We start from the raw sequence: 15,404 nt of genomic DNA, 5'->3' as shown, positions 1-15,404 counted from the left end.
GGCTAACGCCGCCGCCGGAGAAAGGAGAGCAAAGCGACGGTTGCCCGCCGCATGCGGGAACGCTACAACCGGCTCGCGATATTCTGCAGTACGGTCATCTCTTCCTGAGTAAACTGCTTAGTGCCGCCACGCAGCGTAGTGAGTGTGATTTGCCACGGATTGCCACGGCTGATAACCACTTTTGAGCGGATATCATAGTGCTGTGTCGCGAAATCCTCGGTGATGAGCTTTTCGACCGGCGACAAATCGGCGTAAACCGTCGAGCCGCCTGGGCCTGCCGCGAAGCGGGCCGGATGTGAGGCAAGACCGGATTCAAGCTGTGTTTTCGCTTTCGCCGGATCTTTCACTACCTTGTTATTGGTCTCTTCGAAAAACTTATTCACTTTGGTACGGATTTTCACGGCCTTTTTTACGGTTTCCAGAAAGCGTTTGTTATTCGCCGTCTGTCTGTCTGACATCGTATTGCGCAGGAGTACCAGAAAGCCACCCACAACCCCGCAAAAACCGCCTGCGACCAGAAATGCGGTACGAACCCCGGTTGTAGACGCCGCTTTTGCCGCTTCGCTCCCTGTTGTGACAACCGCAGTGACCCCGGCGGAAACACCAAAAATCCCACCAATGCCGGCAATAACTTTTCCGGCATAATCATAAGAGATTTTGGTGGCTTCATTATAAATGTTACCCGCACGGCGGCCTAAAAGCGGTACGCGAGTATTAAAACGGTTGAAAAAATTACTGTTATTCTGAATCGTCGTATTCGGTCCCGAATTAAGTAACCCCAGCTCGATATCGCGCCCGCCATTATTGATGCCAATAGGTCTGGAACTGGCCAGCAATTGCTCATAGCTATACATTACGCTGCGTTCTTCAGCATTTTCAAACTGATACAGCATGTCATCATCGAGTTCATTCACGAAGTCGATAATGGTATGTATTTCTTGTTCAGTAAAGTGGGACCGATCGGAAAGAAGGGCATTTATCATGGAGTTAATTTCTGCCATCTTGCCACTCCTTTCTTATCAGAGCTCTTTATTTTGTTTAATATCCCAACCGGCTTTGGTTTCCGCACCTTTGGTACCCTGGTTCGACTGTTCCCAGTAATGGAAATTCACCTTCGCGGCCTGGAAGTAGTAACTGACAAGAACCGTATCTGTCTGCCCCACGCCCGTGAATTCCGTGCGGGTCACCAGCACATCTTCAAGAACGATTTTTGAATATTCTACCTGCTGACCACCGGCCTTACAGACAGAAAGCTCCACCTTATTGACATGTTTACCGCTGGCGCAGAATTTAAGAATGGCGGGCGTGCCTTTATCCACAATGGCCTGTACGGCTAAATCCTGAAAGTTAACTTTACCGGCACCGCCGCCACCGCCGACCGCCATATTGCCCGGCTGCGCTGCGCCCCAGTTAAAAGAAAGGACATCGATCCAGCTGGCATGATTAGCATCTTTAGATTCGCCGGTCACGCCTTCCACTTTCAGGAACATATCAATAGCCATGTAATACTCCGTGTTATCAGATAGCAGGTGAGAATAAGCAAAGCCCGGAGGCAAATAATTCGGTTTCACTGTAAGTTCATTCAAAACGCTAAACAATACCGCTCCGGAAATTAAGACGAATCTCATTCGAATTATTTCCGCGTATATCCTGTATGTGTTTCACTTTTATTGCAGGAGCATTAATCGTTATGAACGAATTAAATGTGGAGTGGTTCACAAAAAACCCCGGGATCAGGATAAAGAAAATCATAATGAAATTTATTAAAGGTAATAAGGAAAAAATATCACACCCATTGCCGATGCGTTGCTCTGGAAAGAATACGTTATAAAACAAAAGGGTTTTATCATGATCTCCATGCTAATAAAAAAGCGAACCTGCGATTTATCTTAAATCTCATATTTAATAGAAAATGAAGTATTAATAATGTAATTAATCGCGGAGAAAAATACCGCCCCTCCCAGAACAGGTAGGGAAAACCATACAGCCCTAAAGGGTTAATTTAACAGGCCGATAAGCTTCCTGATGCTATTTCAACCGGAAGGAGTTCGGAAAGTGACCGCCATCGTACCCGCCATGCAGGACAGCTACGCCGTAAGCAGTGATTATTACACCCGTAAAAAAGCCCCGGAAACGGTCGCTATTTCAACCGACAAAACCAGCGCCGTGCAGTCCGGCAGTGACACGCCCGTCAATGTCGGGCAAAGCAAAGAAGAGCGTGAAAAAAGCCTGCAAAACATGCTGGCACAGCGTCGCGCCGTGCTGGAGCAGCAGGCGAACAGCAGTGTGCCAGGCCTTGTCCTGCACAGTGAAATCAACGATAACTTTGCAGACTTTTCTAAACTCTCCACACTCGAAAAAGCGCATGTCGATGCCCTGAAAGCGCAGTGGGACACGTTCCTGGCGCGTGTCAGTAAGCATTAAAGCCCCCACACCGTCAGGGGAACGCGCCTGACGGTGAATCCCCGTCGTTTACCCACGCACGCCTTGCCCTGCTCCACGCGCCCTAAGCCGCATAAATGGATTTATCATTGCCGGTCGCAATGGTATTTGAGAACCGGTATGCCTGATTACGCCCGTGGTTTTTCGCAAGATAAAGCGCAGTATCGGCACCACGAATGAGTACGCTGAATGCGTCCTCGCGCCCGTTGCCCCGCACCGTATGGCAACCGGCGCTGATGGTGACGATCTGCTCCGGCAGATCCGTCGACGGATGCGGCAGATGTTTTTCCCTGACCATACAGACAGCCCGCTGCGCGAGCGCCAGCGCTTCTTCGCCGGTGGTATCCGGCAGCACGATCGCGAACTCTTCTCCACCGTAACGCGCCACCAGATCGCTGGTGCGCAGCGTCACCATCTGCAACGTATTGCTGATAAGCCGCAGACAGGCGTCCCCGGCGGCATGGCCGCGGCTGTCGTTGTAGCGCTTGAAGAAATCGATATCGAGCATAATCAGCGACACAGGGCTTCCTGTAGCCGCGGCGTCCGCCAGCACTTTCGCGAGGGTGGTATCAAACTTGCGGCGGTTGGCAAGCCCCGTCAGGCTGTCGGCCATCGCCATCGATTTAAACGTCTGGTTTGCTTTGAGAAGCTCGTCGCGCAGTTGTTTGAGCTCCTGCTGATCGCGAATGCTGCCCCGCACTTTGCGAAACACCACAGAACTGAACAGCAGAAACCCGAGCAGCAGCATAAAGTTGGAGAGCAGACCCGGCAGATTATTACGCAGCCAGTGCATACGCACTTCGGCGCGATCGTAACCGGCGACCACCACCAGCGGCAGTTTTTCCGTACGGGCAAAGCCGAATACCCTTTCAATATGATCGAGCGACGCCACCCAGGTGCCGGTGCCGCGGTCGGCGCGAATCAGCTCGCGGGTAAACAGCGGACTGCCGGCAATATTCATGTCAATTTTCGCTTCATCGTAGGGTCGCACACAGAGCACCGAACCGTCAGTCAGCAGCAGTGCCAGCATGTCGCGCGGGCCGAGCTCGAAATAGCTGTAAAAGCGGCGGAAATAGTCAAGCTTAACGGTAGCGAGCACCACGCCCGCGAAGCCACCGCTGAGATCGTTAACTCTCACCGATACCGGGATCACAAGCTCACCGGACGCCAGGCTTTTAATCACGCGCCCGATATGAATGCCGGTCTGGCGGTTCTCATAATGAAACTGGAAATAGTCCTGATGCGTGATATCGCCCGGAATGCCGCTGATGCCGGATGAAGAACCTTTGATAACGCCCTGCGCGTTGTAGAAATAGAGCCCGTCGAGCAGCGGCTGACGCGCTTTCAGGCGCACCAGATAGCTATGGTACGTTGCGGCCTGCCCGGCACTGACCGCCGCGCGCACGTCATCAAGCGTCTGGCCGACTGCCATAAAGGTATCTTCCGCCTGACGCACCTGGGCGACAGAAAGGTTGACTGCCTTATTGGCGGCCTGTGCTATCTCATCATCCCAGGAGTGCATAAACACCAGTACGTTCGTGCCGATCCCGCCCACCAGGAGGAACAGAAGTAAGACAGCCAGACTTCGGCCAAGCGACGTGCTCAACCCAAGTCGGTAGGAAATAAACTGTCTGAGAGTCACGAAACGGTTCCCCGGAAATCACCAACATGGCTTCAGGGGTTATCGGTATCGGCGGCCGTTTCTGGAGGGGCTTACGCCCGTCTGGTGACAATAATTTAACCGTGCGGAGTACAGGCTCACACCGTTAACGGTAACATGACGGATAATGTTCAGACGGCAGGCGTGCCCTGATGAAAAATAAGCTGCCAGCGGGCTTCGTCCACTTTTACCCAGTGCGACGCGCGCCATGCCGGACGATGGCCTTCGGCCGTACACGTGCGGTAGCGCAGAATAGCGCTACCGGCGTTTACCGACAGCAGCGAAAAACCATCGCTCACAATAAACGCGGTGCCGGTTTCCTGTGTCAGCGCATCAATTGTTTCATCCCGATTGACCAGGACACCGGAGCGTGTCACCTCGCAAAACTGCGGGTGAAGCAGGTATTCAAGCCAGGCGGGGTCGCGGCGCTGGTCGCCATGCAGGCTTTGTTCGAGCGTAGTGAGCCTTTCCAGTAACATGATGCCTCTTTTCGATCGCACTGAATAAGTGCCGTTCAGCCCGTTATTTAGGGTTATCTCTTAATGCACTAAAAGCGTATTATTGCGCTGAACAGCAATCGTTTCGTAGAAATCAATAACGACAATAAGGATACCAAAATGTCGATGGTGTTTTGCCGCGGGTGCGGGAAAGAAATTCATGAATCGGCCAGAGCCTGCCCGCAGTGCGGTGCGACGCAATTCACTGGCGGGAATAAAAACAGAATCAGCGCCGCGTTACTCGCATTTTTCCTGGGCGGTTTCGGAGCACATAAATTCTATTTAGGTAAAATCGGCCAGGGCTTACTTTATCTCATCTTCTGCTGGACCTTTATTCCTTCGATTATCGCGTTTGTCGAGTTCATCATTTATCTGTGTGATACCGATGAAAACTTTGCGCGTAAATATGGCTGATAAGTCCTGATGTTAAAGTCATTCCGCATGCCGCTCATGTGGAATGACTTTTCTGTTTTTTGCTTCCGGGCAGCCCCTGCCTCACGCTTACCCGCAGCGATTCACCACACAGCTTTCCTTCCGGCAGACTGAAAAAAACGCCGCTAAATGATACGCTTGACCCCGCGCCCCGCCGACGTTATGCAGGTAAAGATAATGAATAAAACAGAGTTTGTGACTCAGGATCTGCTCAGCAAAATTTACCAGGACACTACGACTGGCCCGCGGAAGCTGTCGCCGGAACGGCAGTTAGCGGAAGAATATGGCGTCTCGCGTTTTACCATTCGCCAGGCGCTGGAAAAGCTGGTGAGCATCGGCGTGGTGCGGATTGTTCAGGGCTCAGGCGCCTGGATCAACGAGCAGGCGCGCAGTAATCCGCTGGTGTATAACTCGATTACCGAAAAACGCTTCGATCAAATTCGCTACCGGATGATTAGCCTGCATAAAAAGCGCCCGGACAAAGCGGCGCAGCAGATTTTCGGCATTAGTGAGGAGAGCTTCATCTGGCATTTTTGCCGCCTGCGCTATGTCGACGACGCGCCGGTTCAGCTGGAAATCTCCAGCATGCCGGCGGCGGATTTTCCTGACCTTAACCAACAGGTGATTGAGCATTCCATTCAGCAATATGTGCTGAGTAAAGGGCTGACGATTTCGCACCTGCTGACCACCTACCGCGCCGTGAGCGTGGGCCGCGAACAGGCGATACTGCTGGGCTGCAAGAAAGGCAGCCCGGCGATGCATATTAACAATAGAGGCATTCTGGAAGGCGGTCGCGTGTTTGAGGTGAGCGATATTATTGATATCAACTACACCTGCACCTATGTCATTCCGTATAACCGCGACACGCTGACCCGCCGCCAGCATCAGGGCGTGTGAAGCGTGCCGTCCGGCAGGCGGCTTTGTGTCCATTCATGCGGGCGATACATCACCGGATGCGCCTGCGCCAGCGCCTCGTTAAATCCGACGCCGATGCCGGCATTGACCGGCGGATAGATAAACCCGTCTTTCACCTCCGGCGCGCCGGGGAAAACCCGATCGGTCATGGCCGAGCGCGGAATAAATTCCTGAATCGCCGCGTTATGCAGATGAATGTTTAAATGCGTGTTCACCGCCACGCCAATCGGGGTCATATCGCCCGGGCCATGCCACGCGAGACGCACACCGAACGCCTGGCACAGATGCGCAAGCTTCAGTGCCGGGGTGATCCCGCCGATTTGCGAAACGTGGCAGCGGATAAAATCGATACGGCGGTTGACGATCAGATCGTGCCATTCACTTGGGTTATTAAAGAGCTCGCCCATCGCCAGCGGCACGCAGCTATGCTGGCGTACCTGTTCAAGCCAGGCGCTCTGCTGGGGAGGCAGAATATCTTCAATAAAATAGGGCTGGTAAGGCTCCAGTTGTTTCGCAAGCTGTATGGCCTGCTGCGGGAACAGACGCTCGTGAACATCATGCAGAAAATGCAGGCTCCAGCCATATTTCTCACGCAGCGCGCGGAACATATCGACGGTATTGCGCATATATTCCTGCTGATCGAACCACGCGCCGGGCGTCGGGTTTTCCGGCGCGTGCAGGCCGGAAGGCGTGCCGCCGTAAAAACCGAGCTGGCAGCGAATATGGCGATATCCCTGTTCGATGAGCGCATCCACGGACGCAAAAAGCGCGTCCAGCGTGTCGCCGCTGGCGTGGCTGTATGCCGGGATCGCGTCACGGGATTTACCGCCGAAAAGCTGGTACAGCGGCATACCGGCGAGCTGGCTTTTAATATCCCACAGCGCCATATCCACGCCCGATATTGCGTTGTTCATCACCGGGCCGTTACGCCAGTAGGCGTTGACGTTCATCATCTGCCACAGATCTTCGATATTGTTCGCATCACGGCCCGTCAGCAGCGGCTGTAAATACTCCTCCACCAGCGTTTTAACAGCGAGCGGGCGCTGCTGGAACGTGGCGCAGCCGTGCCCCGTCACGCCCTGGTCGGTCGTCACGCGAACCGTCACCAGGTTATGCCTGTCCGGGCGGGTGATAAAACATTCGATATTTTTGATGTTCACAGGCGTCACGAAATCACTCCTTTGCAGCGCTATGGAAATACGGAATGTCAATATCATGACCTTAAAAATAATGGCGGGTAAACCCTTTTTTTGACTATTTATTTTGGTCAGTAATTTCTTTTTAAAAGCACCAATAAACCATACCAATTTTACCATTACACTGCTTTCAATCCACACCAGAAGCAAAGATGTGAGCAGAATCAACTTTTATTGGTTTGTTTTGTCAAAAAGGTTTAATTATCCTTCACAGGACCATTAAAACGACAACAACATTCGGCAGGAGTCATTATGGGGACGCAAGAAGCCATTAATAATATTATTCGTCTGGTCGGCGGCCAGGGGAATATTAATAAAGTCTGGCACTGCATGACGCGGCTGCGCTTCGATTTAGTTGATGATGATAAAGTCGATCAGACTGCGATTAAAAAGCTCCCCGGCGTGCTGGGCGCACAGCTTCAGAGCGATCAGTTTCAGGTCATCATCGGGCCGAAGGTGAATAGCTGGTACGAACAAATGCTCAGCGCGCTGGGCGATAAACCCGCAGCCGCCACGACGCCCGCCAAAGGACGCAAAGGCCTGGTATCGCTCTTTATGGATACGGTCTCTGGCGTGTTCGGCCCGATTGTGCCGGCAATTGCCGGAGCCGGGATGATCAAGGGCTTGCTGGCAGGCTTAGTCGCCCTGAAAGTGGTTTCCGCCAAAAGCGATACGGTCGTGATCATCGATCTTATCGCCAGCGGCGTCTTTTACTTTCTGCCCTTTTTGCTTGCAGTCTCTGCCGCCAGAATCTTTAAGGTCAATGAGTATCTGGCGGCTGCTGTCGCCGCGTGCCTGATGTATCCGTCGCTGATTGAGGCTGCCAAAGCGCTGGCGACGCACCAGGAAGGCGCGGTCAGCGCGCTCTGGCTGCTCAATGCCATTCCGGTCTCGGTGTTTAACTATTCGGCAAGCGTCATTCCGGTGATTTTCTCTGTCCTGGCGTTGAGCTACATCTACCGCTGGGTCGACCACATCATGCCTGACGTGCTGAAAACCGTGTTTACGCCCACGTTAACCCTGTTTATTGGCGCGCTGGCGGCGCTGGTGGTGATAGGCCCGATTGGTATCTGGCTTGGCAAAGGGCTGGCGCTGTTTATCGAAGGGCTCTTTAGTGTCTCGGCGAGTTTCGCCGGGCTGATTGTGGGCGCGATCCGCCCGGTGGCCGTCCTGACCGGGATGCACCACGCCATGACGCCAATTGCGCTGCAAAACTTCAGCGATCGCGGCTATGACATGCTGATGCCGATGATGTTTATGGCGAATATGGCGATTGCTGGCTCGACATTTGCCATCTGGCGCCTGAATAAAACACGCCACGAGAAAACCGTCACGTTGTCCGCGGCCATCTCCGCGCTGCTGGGCATTACTGAACCCGCGCTGTTTGGCGTCCTGACGCGCTATAAAAAAGCGTTTATCTCCGCAACGATCGCAAGCTCGCTGGCCTCAGCGTTTATCGCGTTCTTTGGCGTACGGCTGTACGGTTACATTCTGTCGAGTATTTTCAGCCTGCCCGCCTATATCGGCCCGTATTTTATCTTTGCGCTGGCAGGCGTCGTTATGGCGCTGGTGATATCGTTCGTGTTAACCACGCTGCTGGTGGGAAAAGAGGCCTCCGGGGAGGCGTAACGCCGCAGTGATACGCTGGCCGGAAAACCGGCCAGCCAGAGCTGTCTTACAGGGATTTCAGGAACGCCAGCAGATCGTCGTTCAGCTGGTCCTGATGGGTCACAGCAAAGCCGTGCGGGCCGTTGTCGTATACTTTCAGTTCCGCGTTCGCAATCATTTCCGCCGCCACTTTACCGGTGGATTCAAACGGCACGACCTGGTCGTTGCTGCCGTGAATGACCAGCGTCGGCACATCCACTTTTTGCAGGTCGCCGCGGAAGTCGGTTTCCGAGAAGGCGGTCACGCAGTCGATAGTCCCTTTCAGCGAGGCCAGCAGCGCGATATTCAGCGTCTGGGTCAGTACGCCTTCCGACACCGTCTGGCCTGCGTTGGTGCCGTAGAACGTCGCGGCGAAATCACTGATAAACTGCGCGCGATCTTTACGCAGGCCATCGCGAATACCTTCAAAAACAGAGAGATCCACGCCCTGGCTGTAATCGCCGATTTTACCGAACACCGGCGTCACCGCACCCAGCAGCACCAGCGCCGCAATGCGCGACGTGCCGTAGTTGCCGATATAGCGCGCCACATCGCCGCCGCCCATGGAGAAGCCCACCAGCGTGACATCGTGAAGATCCAGCGCCTCAATGAGGTCGTTGATGTCAGACGCAAAAGTGTCGTAGTCATAACCGTTCCACGGCTGATCGGAACGCCCGAAGCCGCGACGGTCAAACGCAATCACGCGGTAGCCGCGCTCAGCCAGAAAATTCATCTGGCTGTCCCACATGTCTGCATCCAGCGGCCAGCCGTGGCTGAACAGCACCGGTTTGCCTGCGCCCCAGTCTTTGTAATAGATCTGCGTGCCGTCCTGCGTCTTGATCGTGCTCATCAGTGGTTCCTCATTTAGCGATGGTCCAAGGCTGATAAGTATAGTGTTTGCATGACGGGACGATGAATTATCGTGCGGTTTTCAGACTGTTACCGCGCCATTAACAGCGAAGACGCGTTGCAGCGCAGCGCGCCCGGCGGCGGTGACGGTCACTTCCCGGTAGCCTGGCGTTCTCAGAAGCCAGCCTTCCTGTAAAAAGAGCGTCAGTAGCGCCGCACCGGCATCACCGCCCAGGTGATAACGCCGTTCGCTCCAGTCGAGACACGGGCAGCACGCTTTGCGCCGGGGCTTTGGATTAAGCGGTACGCCAAGCGCCGTAAAACGCTCGCGCCCGCGTTCGGTGAGCGCATTGCCGTCCGGCGTCAGCCATTTTTCCTCCAGCATAAACGCGTAGAGCTGCACGGCGAGCTCGCCCGCCAGATGGTCATAGCAGGTGCGCGCCTGGCGTAAATGTCCGGGTGTGCTGGACACTGGCTGGCGCTGTGGATTCATGGAGACGCCCATCAGCGTCTCCAGCAGCCCGGCGATCTCATGGCCCGCCAGCCGGTAGTAGCGATGCCGCCCCTGAGAAAGGCAAACCACCAGACCGTGGCTGAGCAGCCGCGCGAGATGCGCGCTCGCGGTGGACGGCGCGATATCCGCCACCGCGCTAAGCTCTGTCGCCGTCCACGCCCGGCCATCCATCAGCGCGCACAACATCGCCACGCGCGACGGATCGGCCATCGCCGCCGCGACGCCCGACATCGCCTGTCCAAGCTCCGGCGCGGTGTCGGCGTCTGTCAGGGGGTGTCGTCCGGGATTGCCCATGGTCTGGTTACCTTTTCTGCCTGTTCAGGATTATCGGTGACAAGAATCAACCGGTTCGCGTGATCGCTGTACTGCACAAGAATATTCACGCCGCCTTCGGCGAGCGCGCGGGCTATCTCGCCAAGTTCGCCCGGTCGTGCCTGCGACAGTTTACGGATAAGCGGACGGGTGACGTTTTGCACCGTAAACCCGGCGTCCTGCAACACGCGCCGTGCCGTTTCGCCCTCTTCCACCAGAAAATGCGCATGGCTTTCCTGCGCCAGTGAAAACACGCCGCCGCCTTCAAGGCCGACGCCATTTTTACCAAGCAGCGTCCCGAGCGTCGCCAGCGCGCCCGGCGTGTTACTGATGATCACGTGGATATCATACATGTGAGTTATCCTTTGTCTCAGAGGAATAGTCGCGGAGCACCTGCGCCACGCGGATACGATAATGGGCAAAAATATGTTCCCGTCCTTCCTGCTGCGCGGCCTGATGCATCAGGTTGCCTTTCCACGCCCGCACCGCCGCTTCGCTTTCCCACCAGGAGAGCGAGAGAATTCTCTCGGGCGCGGTGAGGCTCTGAAACCGCTCAAGGTCGATAAAACCTGGCGCATCCGCCAGCAGCGGCTTCAGCGCGGCGGCGAGTTCAAAATAACGTTGCTGCGCCTCTGGCAGCGCCTGCGCTTCAAATAAAACGGCTATCATGGGCTTTCTCCATCACGGAATGTTGTTGCAGTGTAAAGTGATGAAGAAACGATGCTTCGCCCGCGGGCGAAATATGGATACGGCATAACAGGGAGCCCGAAATGACATTTAGAATCAGAAAGACCGTAATCAACGATATCGCAAGCCTGGCAGCCATTGAGCGCTCGGCAGACAGCGCCTTTGAGACGATCCCGGCGCTCGCCTGGGTGGCGACCGATGGCGTTCAGCCCGACGATTTACATCGCCGGTTGTGTGAGCGCGGCTATTCCGCCGTGGTGGTCAATGCGAATGACGCTCCCGTCGGGTTTATTAACGGCGATTATATTGACGGCGCGCTGCACATTCTGGGCGTGGCGGTAAAGCGCGATTGTCAGGGAATGGGGCTTGGGAAAAGGCTGATGGCCGACGCCATTCGCCATGCACGGGAAAAACAGCTCACCGCGCTGACGCTTACCACCTTCCGAAACGTGCCGTGGAATCAGCCGTTTTATGCGCGTCTGGGGTTTAGCGTGATTTCAGAAGCAGATATGCCGGACGCGCTGGCACGTCTGCTTGATGAAGAAGCCGCGCACGGCTTTGCGCGTGACAGCCGGTGCGCCATGAGGTTATCGCTTTAGTGTGTGACTGATTACTGATGCGACAGTGCAGAACGCATTACCACGCCTGATTTTGCACCACTACACGATAACCATCATGGTCCATCCAGGTTTGCCCGTTCATATCCCAGTAAGGGTTAAAAGAGGGCGTGCGGATAAACCCAACTTCTTCAAGCGAGCGGCATACGCGCTGCCATTCGTCGTGCTCAGGGTAATAGAGCACCAGCAGATCTTCATGGCCGGGCGACGGTATAACAGGACTATCGAGGCATACCGTAAATTCCAGGTGCCAGGGCAAATCCTTGCGCCCCAGCATCACGCCGCTGAAGCCTGCGTGATCGGTAAATTCTCCCAGTCGTACAAGGCCGAGCCCCTGCGACCAGAGCCGGAAAGAAGTTTCCAGGCTGGTGACTGGCCTTGCGATACGCATATGAGTAAAAGACATATCCACCTCGAATGAATAATGAATGCGTCTCCAGTTTACCCGCCAGGCGCAGCGCCATTTGTCCTCAAAAGCTTTTTATCGGATGTTTTCTCAGCTGAATTAGCCTGCTAATAAATCCGCCACCAGTCAATATTCTGAGCAGGCTTATGGTTATTATGAAAAGCATTGAAAAATAACGCCACACCGTTCTCAAATTGTTAGTTTCGTCACAAACACAGAATAAGAAAAATAACCAACCCATTGATTTATCTGAAACGTAAAAAAGATTAAAGATATATCCTGCATAAACACTAATAACCTGCCGATAACACTTATGGATTAAACAGACTATAACTGGCCCGACGCGTTAAAAGCACGCGCACGCTTGCGGCGCGCCCGAAGGCGGCGTCGGAACGGGTGATATCATTATGATGAGCAGCTGAGGAATCAACAATGACAGGCAAACCCGGTATTTTTAAAAATCTTTCCGTAGCAGCGAAATTATTTGGCGGTTTTTCAGTATTAGTTGGCGTTATCATCATCTCCTCTGCCATTAATATTAAACAGCTTTCGGCTATCAGCGAGCATTCTGATAAAGAGCAACTGGTTAATCAGATTAATAACGATCTCAATACCGCCAGACGCAACCGTCTCACTTATCAGTTAACCCATGACGATAAAGCGGCCCAGGCGAATCTGGCTGCCATTAATAAAATGGCGGAAAAAATCAAAGAAGGCGATAAATTTACCTGGGAACAAGACGCTGGTGTGTTATTTGAGGCGCTGGGCTCACGGGTAAAAGAGTACAGCGAGGCGCGCAGCAATTTTATCAGCCTTGAAAGCGCCAGCATTGAGCAGAGCAAAAACGTGCTGGCCGCGGCCCAACAGCCCGTTTTTGATGAAGTCACGAAAACCTTGCGTAACAGCGAGTCACTGTCGAAAAGCAGTGCTAATCTGCTCTATTTTATTGAGAAAATTCGCTCAGACGCGGGCGTTGTCGTTTCATCACGCGGCGTCAGCGGGCAGCAGCAATTTACGGCTGACACACAGCAGGCGCTTGCTTTACTCGCCAGCCTCAACAGTGACGCCACCTCCCCTCTCGCGGGTTCCGTTACCGCGTTGCAGTCAGCGTTCAGTACACTCGACAGCGCGGTCAATGCCTACAGCCTCGCGCTGAAAAACGCAAAAGGCGGCGCGGATAACATGACGCTCGTTGCCGACAAGCTCAATAGCGCCACCGCAGAGCTGGCGCAGCTTCAGGCGGATAAAAGCAGTGCCAAAATCGCCCATGTTATCTATATCGTGCTGATTGTCGCGCTCTGCTCGGTGGTTATCGGCCTGTTCATCGCCTGGCTGATTACGCGTCAGATGACGTCGCAAATCCGCTATAACCTGAGCGTTGCCGAGCGAATCGCCGCAGGCGATCTGACCGCGGAGATTGAAGCGAGCTCCACCGATGAACTGGGCCGTCTGAGCGCCGCGATGGCGACCATGAACCTGAGACTGCGTGAGCTGATTACCCAGATTAAAGAGTCAGTGGTGTATGTCGCCTCGGCGTCTTCACAGATTTCCATCGGCAACACCGATCTGGCGTCGCGTACCGAAGAGCAGTCGGCAGCCGTCGTGGAAACCGCGGCCAGCATGGAAGAGTTAACCTCAACCGTGAAACGTAATGCCGATAACGCCCGCGAGGCCAGCACGCTGGCGAACACCGCCGCGCAGAATGCGCGCAGCGGCGGGCAAATTGTCTGGGATGTGGTCGAAACCATGCAGACCATTACCGACAGCTCAAACAAGATCAAAGATATCATCACCGTCATCAATGGCATCTCCTTCCAGACCAATATTCTGGCGCTGAATGCCGCTGTGGAAGCCGCCCGGGCGGGCGAACAGGGTCGCGGGTTCGCGGTGGTCGCCGGTGAAGTCAGAACGCTGGCGAGCCGCAGCGCACAGGCGGCGAAAGAGATTGAAAACCTGATTCAGGAATCGGTAGACCGCGTCAGTTCTGGCTCTGCAATGGCCAACAAAGCGGGCGCCACCATGAAGGATATCGTCTCCTCCGTCGAGGGCGTCAGCGGGATCATGACGGAAATCTCTCACGCTTCGGATGAGCAGAGCCGCGGTATCGACCAGATAAGCAAGGCCGTCAGCGAACTGGATTCCACCACGCAACAGAACGCCGCGCTGGTACAGGAATCTTCTGCCGCCGCCGCGTCGCTCGAACAGCAGGCGGGCGAACTGTCGCAGCTTATCTCGCGCTTCAAACTGGGCGACGCCATTGTGAAAAAACCAGTCGCGCGACCGGCGATGGTTCCTTCAAGGACGCTGGCTGTCGATGGCGCGGGAAGCTGGGAAACGTTCTGAGCGCTGTTCTAAGCGCAACAAAAAGCCCGGCCGGTGCCGGGCTTTTTGCGGTTCAGTGAATGACCGACATGTTTACCGTTACGCGGATTTATTCCCGGTCAGGAAAGTAATGGCGTAACCCTGCGCCTTCCAGTGCGCGGCGCGCTCCTGCTGCTCAGCGTTGAGCGGCTCGTCAGTCCAGACGAAAAAGTGCTGATTGGGAAAGAGCTCCGGGTGCGGCAAATCGAGCGGCTCGGCGAGTAAATCAATATGCCAGCCCTGGTGCGCCAGACGGCAGGCTTCCAGCCACAGGCGGGCGCGATCCACATTGCCCCAGCCCATCAGCAGCGCTTCTTTGGTGGTTTTTTTGCGCGCTTCGGCCAGAAACAGCGTGGCGTATTCGATAAGCGCGCCATCCATCATGCTGCGCATCGACGGTGCGGTGTATTGATCGAGGCTTAACCGATGGCGTACCGGCAGAAAGACGTTATCGATAAGCCCGTCCACGGCGTTTTCACGCACCAGCGCGGTGATTTTGGCTCGCAGCGTCGCCGGCCGCGCCTGGCGCACCACGCCCATCATCTCTTCCTGCACCACATTCCACGCTTCCGGCCCCACCACGACATCTTTATCCAGCAGCGCTTTCACTTTGCCGACCGGCACGCCGCTTTTGATCCAGCGTTTAATCTCTTCGATACGCTGAATGTCATCTTCATCAAACTGGCGGTGGCCGCCTTCGCTGCGTTGAGGTTTTAGCAGGCCATAGCGCCGCTGCCAGGCGCGTAGCGTCACGGGGTTGATCCCGCACCGTTCTGCTATCTCGCCAATGCTGTAAAACGCCATAGGATCTTCACTCACGATCAAAACCGACACAGGAATCTCTCAAAAAGTTAACTCCCCTTAGCTTG

At 54.7% G+C, this 15,404-nt stretch carries 17 protein-coding genes; 6 read left to right on the top strand and 11 right to left on the bottom strand.

What is annotated here, in order from left to right:
• Positions 1-62: 62 nt before the first annotated feature.
• Together G6041_RS20555 and G6041_RS20550 are read right to left on the bottom strand one after the other, a co-directional pair.
• Positions 63-1,001 (bottom strand): hypothetical protein, encoded by a 939-nt coding sequence (locus G6041_RS20555; RefSeq protein WP_007854506.1) that lies wholly within the window; start codon positions 999-1,001, stop codon positions 63-65.
• 18 nt (positions 1,002-1,019) lie between these two features.
• Positions 1,020-1,502: an Hcp family type VI secretion system effector gene (locus G6041_RS20550; RefSeq protein ID WP_041460772.1), complete on the bottom strand. Its 483-nt coding sequence runs from the start codon at positions 1,500-1,502 to the stop codon at positions 1,020-1,022.
• 553 nt (positions 1,503-2,055) lie between these two features.
• Here G6041_RS20550 and G6041_RS20545 point away from each other — a divergent pair.
• Positions 2,056-2,424 carry a hypothetical protein gene (locus tag G6041_RS20545; protein WP_243759934.1) on the top strand — a complete coding sequence of 123 codons (369 nt, stop codon included), beginning with the start codon at positions 2,056-2,058 and terminating at the stop codon, positions 2,422-2,424.
• A gap of 82 nt (positions 2,425-2,506) precedes the next feature.
• On the opposite strand, the gene G6041_RS20540 is transcribed toward G6041_RS20545, so the two are convergent.
• Complete coding sequence (locus tag G6041_RS20540) at positions 2,507-4,084, bottom strand: GGDEF domain-containing protein (RefSeq protein ID WP_011998962.1); 1,578 nt, start codon at positions 4,082-4,084, stop codon at positions 2,507-2,509.
• 149 nt (positions 4,085-4,233) lie between these two features.
• A complete protein-coding gene (locus G6041_RS20535) occupies positions 4,234-4,581 on the bottom strand; it encodes a nuclear transport factor 2 family protein (RefSeq protein WP_041460770.1) in 348 nt (115 codons plus the stop codon).
• A gap of 138 nt (positions 4,582-4,719) precedes the next feature.
• Here G6041_RS20535 and G6041_RS20530 point away from each other — a divergent pair, with 138 nt between their 5' ends.
• The gene (locus G6041_RS20530; protein ID WP_007780690.1) at positions 4,720-5,013 is read left to right on the top strand and encodes a TM2 domain-containing protein; all 294 of its coding nucleotides are present in this window, start codon (positions 4,720-4,722) and stop codon (positions 5,011-5,013) included.
• 195 nt (positions 5,014-5,208) lie between these two features.
• Complete coding sequence (locus G6041_RS20525; protein ID WP_041460769.1) at positions 5,209-5,928, top strand: GntR family transcriptional regulator; 720 nt, start codon at positions 5,209-5,211, stop codon at positions 5,926-5,928.
• Here G6041_RS20525 and G6041_RS20520 read toward each other — a convergent pair.
• Positions 5,916-7,115 (bottom strand): enolase C-terminal domain-like protein, encoded by a 1,200-nt coding sequence (locus G6041_RS20520; RefSeq protein ID WP_041460768.1) that lies wholly within the window; start codon positions 7,113-7,115, stop codon positions 5,916-5,918. The genes G6041_RS20525 and G6041_RS20520 overlap by 13 nt on opposite strands.
• 279 nt (positions 7,116-7,394) lie before the next feature.
• Between G6041_RS20520 and G6041_RS20515 the strand changes: the two genes are divergently transcribed.
• Positions 7,395-8,771, top strand: coding sequence for a PTS transporter subunit EIIC (locus tag G6041_RS20515; RefSeq protein WP_011998957.1), 1,377 nt, complete (start codon positions 7,395-7,397; stop codon positions 8,769-8,771).
• A 46-nt stretch (positions 8,772-8,817) separates the two neighbouring features.
• Here G6041_RS20515 and G6041_RS20510 read toward each other — a convergent pair whose 3' ends face one another.
• The 4 genes from G6041_RS20510 to G6041_RS20495 form a co-directional block, all read right to left on the bottom strand.
• Positions 8,818-9,639 carry an alpha/beta fold hydrolase gene (locus tag G6041_RS20510; protein ID WP_007798787.1) on the bottom strand — a complete coding sequence of 274 codons (822 nt, stop codon included), beginning with the start codon at positions 9,637-9,639 and terminating at the stop codon, positions 8,818-8,820.
• 81 nt (positions 9,640-9,720) lie between these two features.
• Positions 9,721-10,446 carry an ArsR/SmtB family transcription factor gene (locus tag G6041_RS20505; protein ID WP_011998956.1) on the bottom strand — a complete coding sequence of 242 codons (726 nt, stop codon included), beginning with the start codon at positions 10,444-10,446 and terminating at the stop codon, positions 9,721-9,723.
• Positions 10,419-10,817 carry an amino acid-binding protein gene (locus tag G6041_RS20500; protein ID WP_011998955.1) on the bottom strand — a complete coding sequence of 133 codons (399 nt, stop codon included), beginning with the start codon at positions 10,815-10,817 and terminating at the stop codon, positions 10,419-10,421. The genes G6041_RS20505 and G6041_RS20500 overlap by 28 nt, the downstream gene beginning before the upstream one ends.
• A complete protein-coding gene (locus G6041_RS20495) occupies positions 10,810-11,133 on the bottom strand; it encodes an antibiotic biosynthesis monooxygenase family protein (RefSeq protein ID WP_011998954.1) in 324 nt (107 codons plus the stop codon). The genes G6041_RS20500 and G6041_RS20495 overlap by 8 nt, the downstream gene beginning before the upstream one ends.
• 101 nt (positions 11,134-11,234) lie before the next feature.
• On the opposite strand from G6041_RS20495, the gene G6041_RS20490 reads away from it, so the two are divergent.
• Positions 11,235-11,750 carry a GNAT family N-acetyltransferase gene (locus G6041_RS20490; protein WP_054628797.1) on the top strand — a complete coding sequence of 172 codons (516 nt, stop codon included), beginning with the start codon at positions 11,235-11,237 and terminating at the stop codon, positions 11,748-11,750.
• A 37-nt stretch (positions 11,751-11,787) separates the two neighbouring features.
• On the opposite strand, the gene G6041_RS20485 is transcribed toward G6041_RS20490, so the two are convergent.
• Positions 11,788-12,174 carry a hypothetical protein gene (locus G6041_RS20485; RefSeq protein WP_041460766.1) on the bottom strand — a complete coding sequence of 129 codons (387 nt, stop codon included), beginning with the start codon at positions 12,172-12,174 and terminating at the stop codon, positions 11,788-11,790.
• Positions 12,175-12,606: 432 nt separating this feature from the next.
• Here G6041_RS20485 and G6041_RS20480 point away from each other — a divergent pair, with 432 nt between their 5' ends.
• Positions 12,607-14,517 (top strand): methyl-accepting chemotaxis protein, encoded by a 1,911-nt coding sequence (locus G6041_RS20480; RefSeq protein WP_011998950.1) that lies wholly within the window; start codon positions 12,607-12,609, stop codon positions 14,515-14,517.
• Between the two features lie 78 nt (positions 14,518-14,595).
• Here the strand turns inward: G6041_RS20480 and G6041_RS20475 are convergent, their stop codons facing one another.
• Positions 14,596-15,339, bottom strand: coding sequence for a MerR family transcriptional regulator (locus G6041_RS20475; protein ID WP_007873161.1), 744 nt, complete (start codon positions 15,337-15,339; stop codon positions 14,596-14,598).
• Between the last annotated feature and the right edge of the window lie 65 nt (positions 15,340-15,404).

The sequence above is a fragment of the Cronobacter sp. HA18003 genome (assembly GCF_011605905.1).
Classification (GTDB): Bacteria; Pseudomonadota; Gammaproteobacteria; order Enterobacterales; family Enterobacteriaceae; genus Cronobacter; species Cronobacter sakazakii.
The sequence above is the reverse complement of the archived record's forward strand: the minus strand, read 5'-3'. Positions and strand labels throughout refer to the sequence as shown.

What these genes read in the sequence shown, in the direction of transcription:
- G6041_RS20555 (WP_007854506.1), bottom strand. Translation starts at nt 1,001, where the DNA reads ATGGCAGAAATTAACTCCATGATAAATGCCCTTCTTTCCGATCGGTCC.
- G6041_RS20550 (WP_041460772.1), bottom strand. Translation starts at nt 1,502, where the DNA reads ATGGCTATTGATATGTTCCTGAAAGTGGAAGGCGTGACCGGCGAATCT.
- G6041_RS20535 (WP_041460770.1), bottom strand. Translation starts at nt 4,581, where the DNA reads ATGTTACTGGAAAGGCTCACTACGCTCGAACAAAGCCTGCATGGCGAC.
- G6041_RS20530 (WP_007780690.1), top strand. Translation starts at nt 4,720, where the DNA reads ATGTCGATGGTGTTTTGCCGCGGGTGCGGGAAAGAAATTCATGAATCG.
- G6041_RS20525 (WP_041460769.1), top strand. Translation starts at nt 5,209, where the DNA reads ATGAATAAAACAGAGTTTGTGACTCAGGATCTGCTCAGCAAAATTTAC.
- G6041_RS20515 (WP_011998957.1), top strand. Translation starts at nt 7,395, where the DNA reads ATGGGGACGCAAGAAGCCATTAATAATATTATTCGTCTGGTCGGCGGC.
- G6041_RS20510 (WP_007798787.1), bottom strand. Translation starts at nt 9,639, where the DNA reads ATGAGCACGATCAAGACGCAGGACGGCACGCAGATCTATTACAAAGAC.
- G6041_RS20505 (WP_011998956.1), bottom strand. Translation starts at nt 10,446, where the DNA reads ATGGGCAATCCCGGACGACACCCCCTGACAGACGCCGACACCGCGCCG.
- G6041_RS20500 (WP_011998955.1), bottom strand. Translation starts at nt 10,817, where the DNA reads ATGTATGATATCCACGTGATCATCAGTAACACGCCGGGCGCGCTGGCG.
- G6041_RS20495 (WP_011998954.1), bottom strand. Translation starts at nt 11,133, where the DNA reads ATGATAGCCGTTTTATTTGAAGCGCAGGCGCTGCCAGAGGCGCAGCAA.
- G6041_RS20490 (WP_054628797.1), top strand. Translation starts at nt 11,235, where the DNA reads ATGACATTTAGAATCAGAAAGACCGTAATCAACGATATCGCAAGCCTG.
- G6041_RS20485 (WP_041460766.1), bottom strand. Translation starts at nt 12,174, where the DNA reads ATGTCTTTTACTCATATGCGTATCGCAAGGCCAGTCACCAGCCTGGAA.
- G6041_RS20480 (WP_011998950.1), top strand. Translation starts at nt 12,607, where the DNA reads ATGACAGGCAAACCCGGTATTTTTAAAAATCTTTCCGTAGCAGCGAAA.
- G6041_RS20475 (WP_007873161.1), bottom strand. Translation starts at nt 15,339, where the DNA reads ATGGCGTTTTACAGCATTGGCGAGATAGCAGAACGGTGCGGGATCAAC.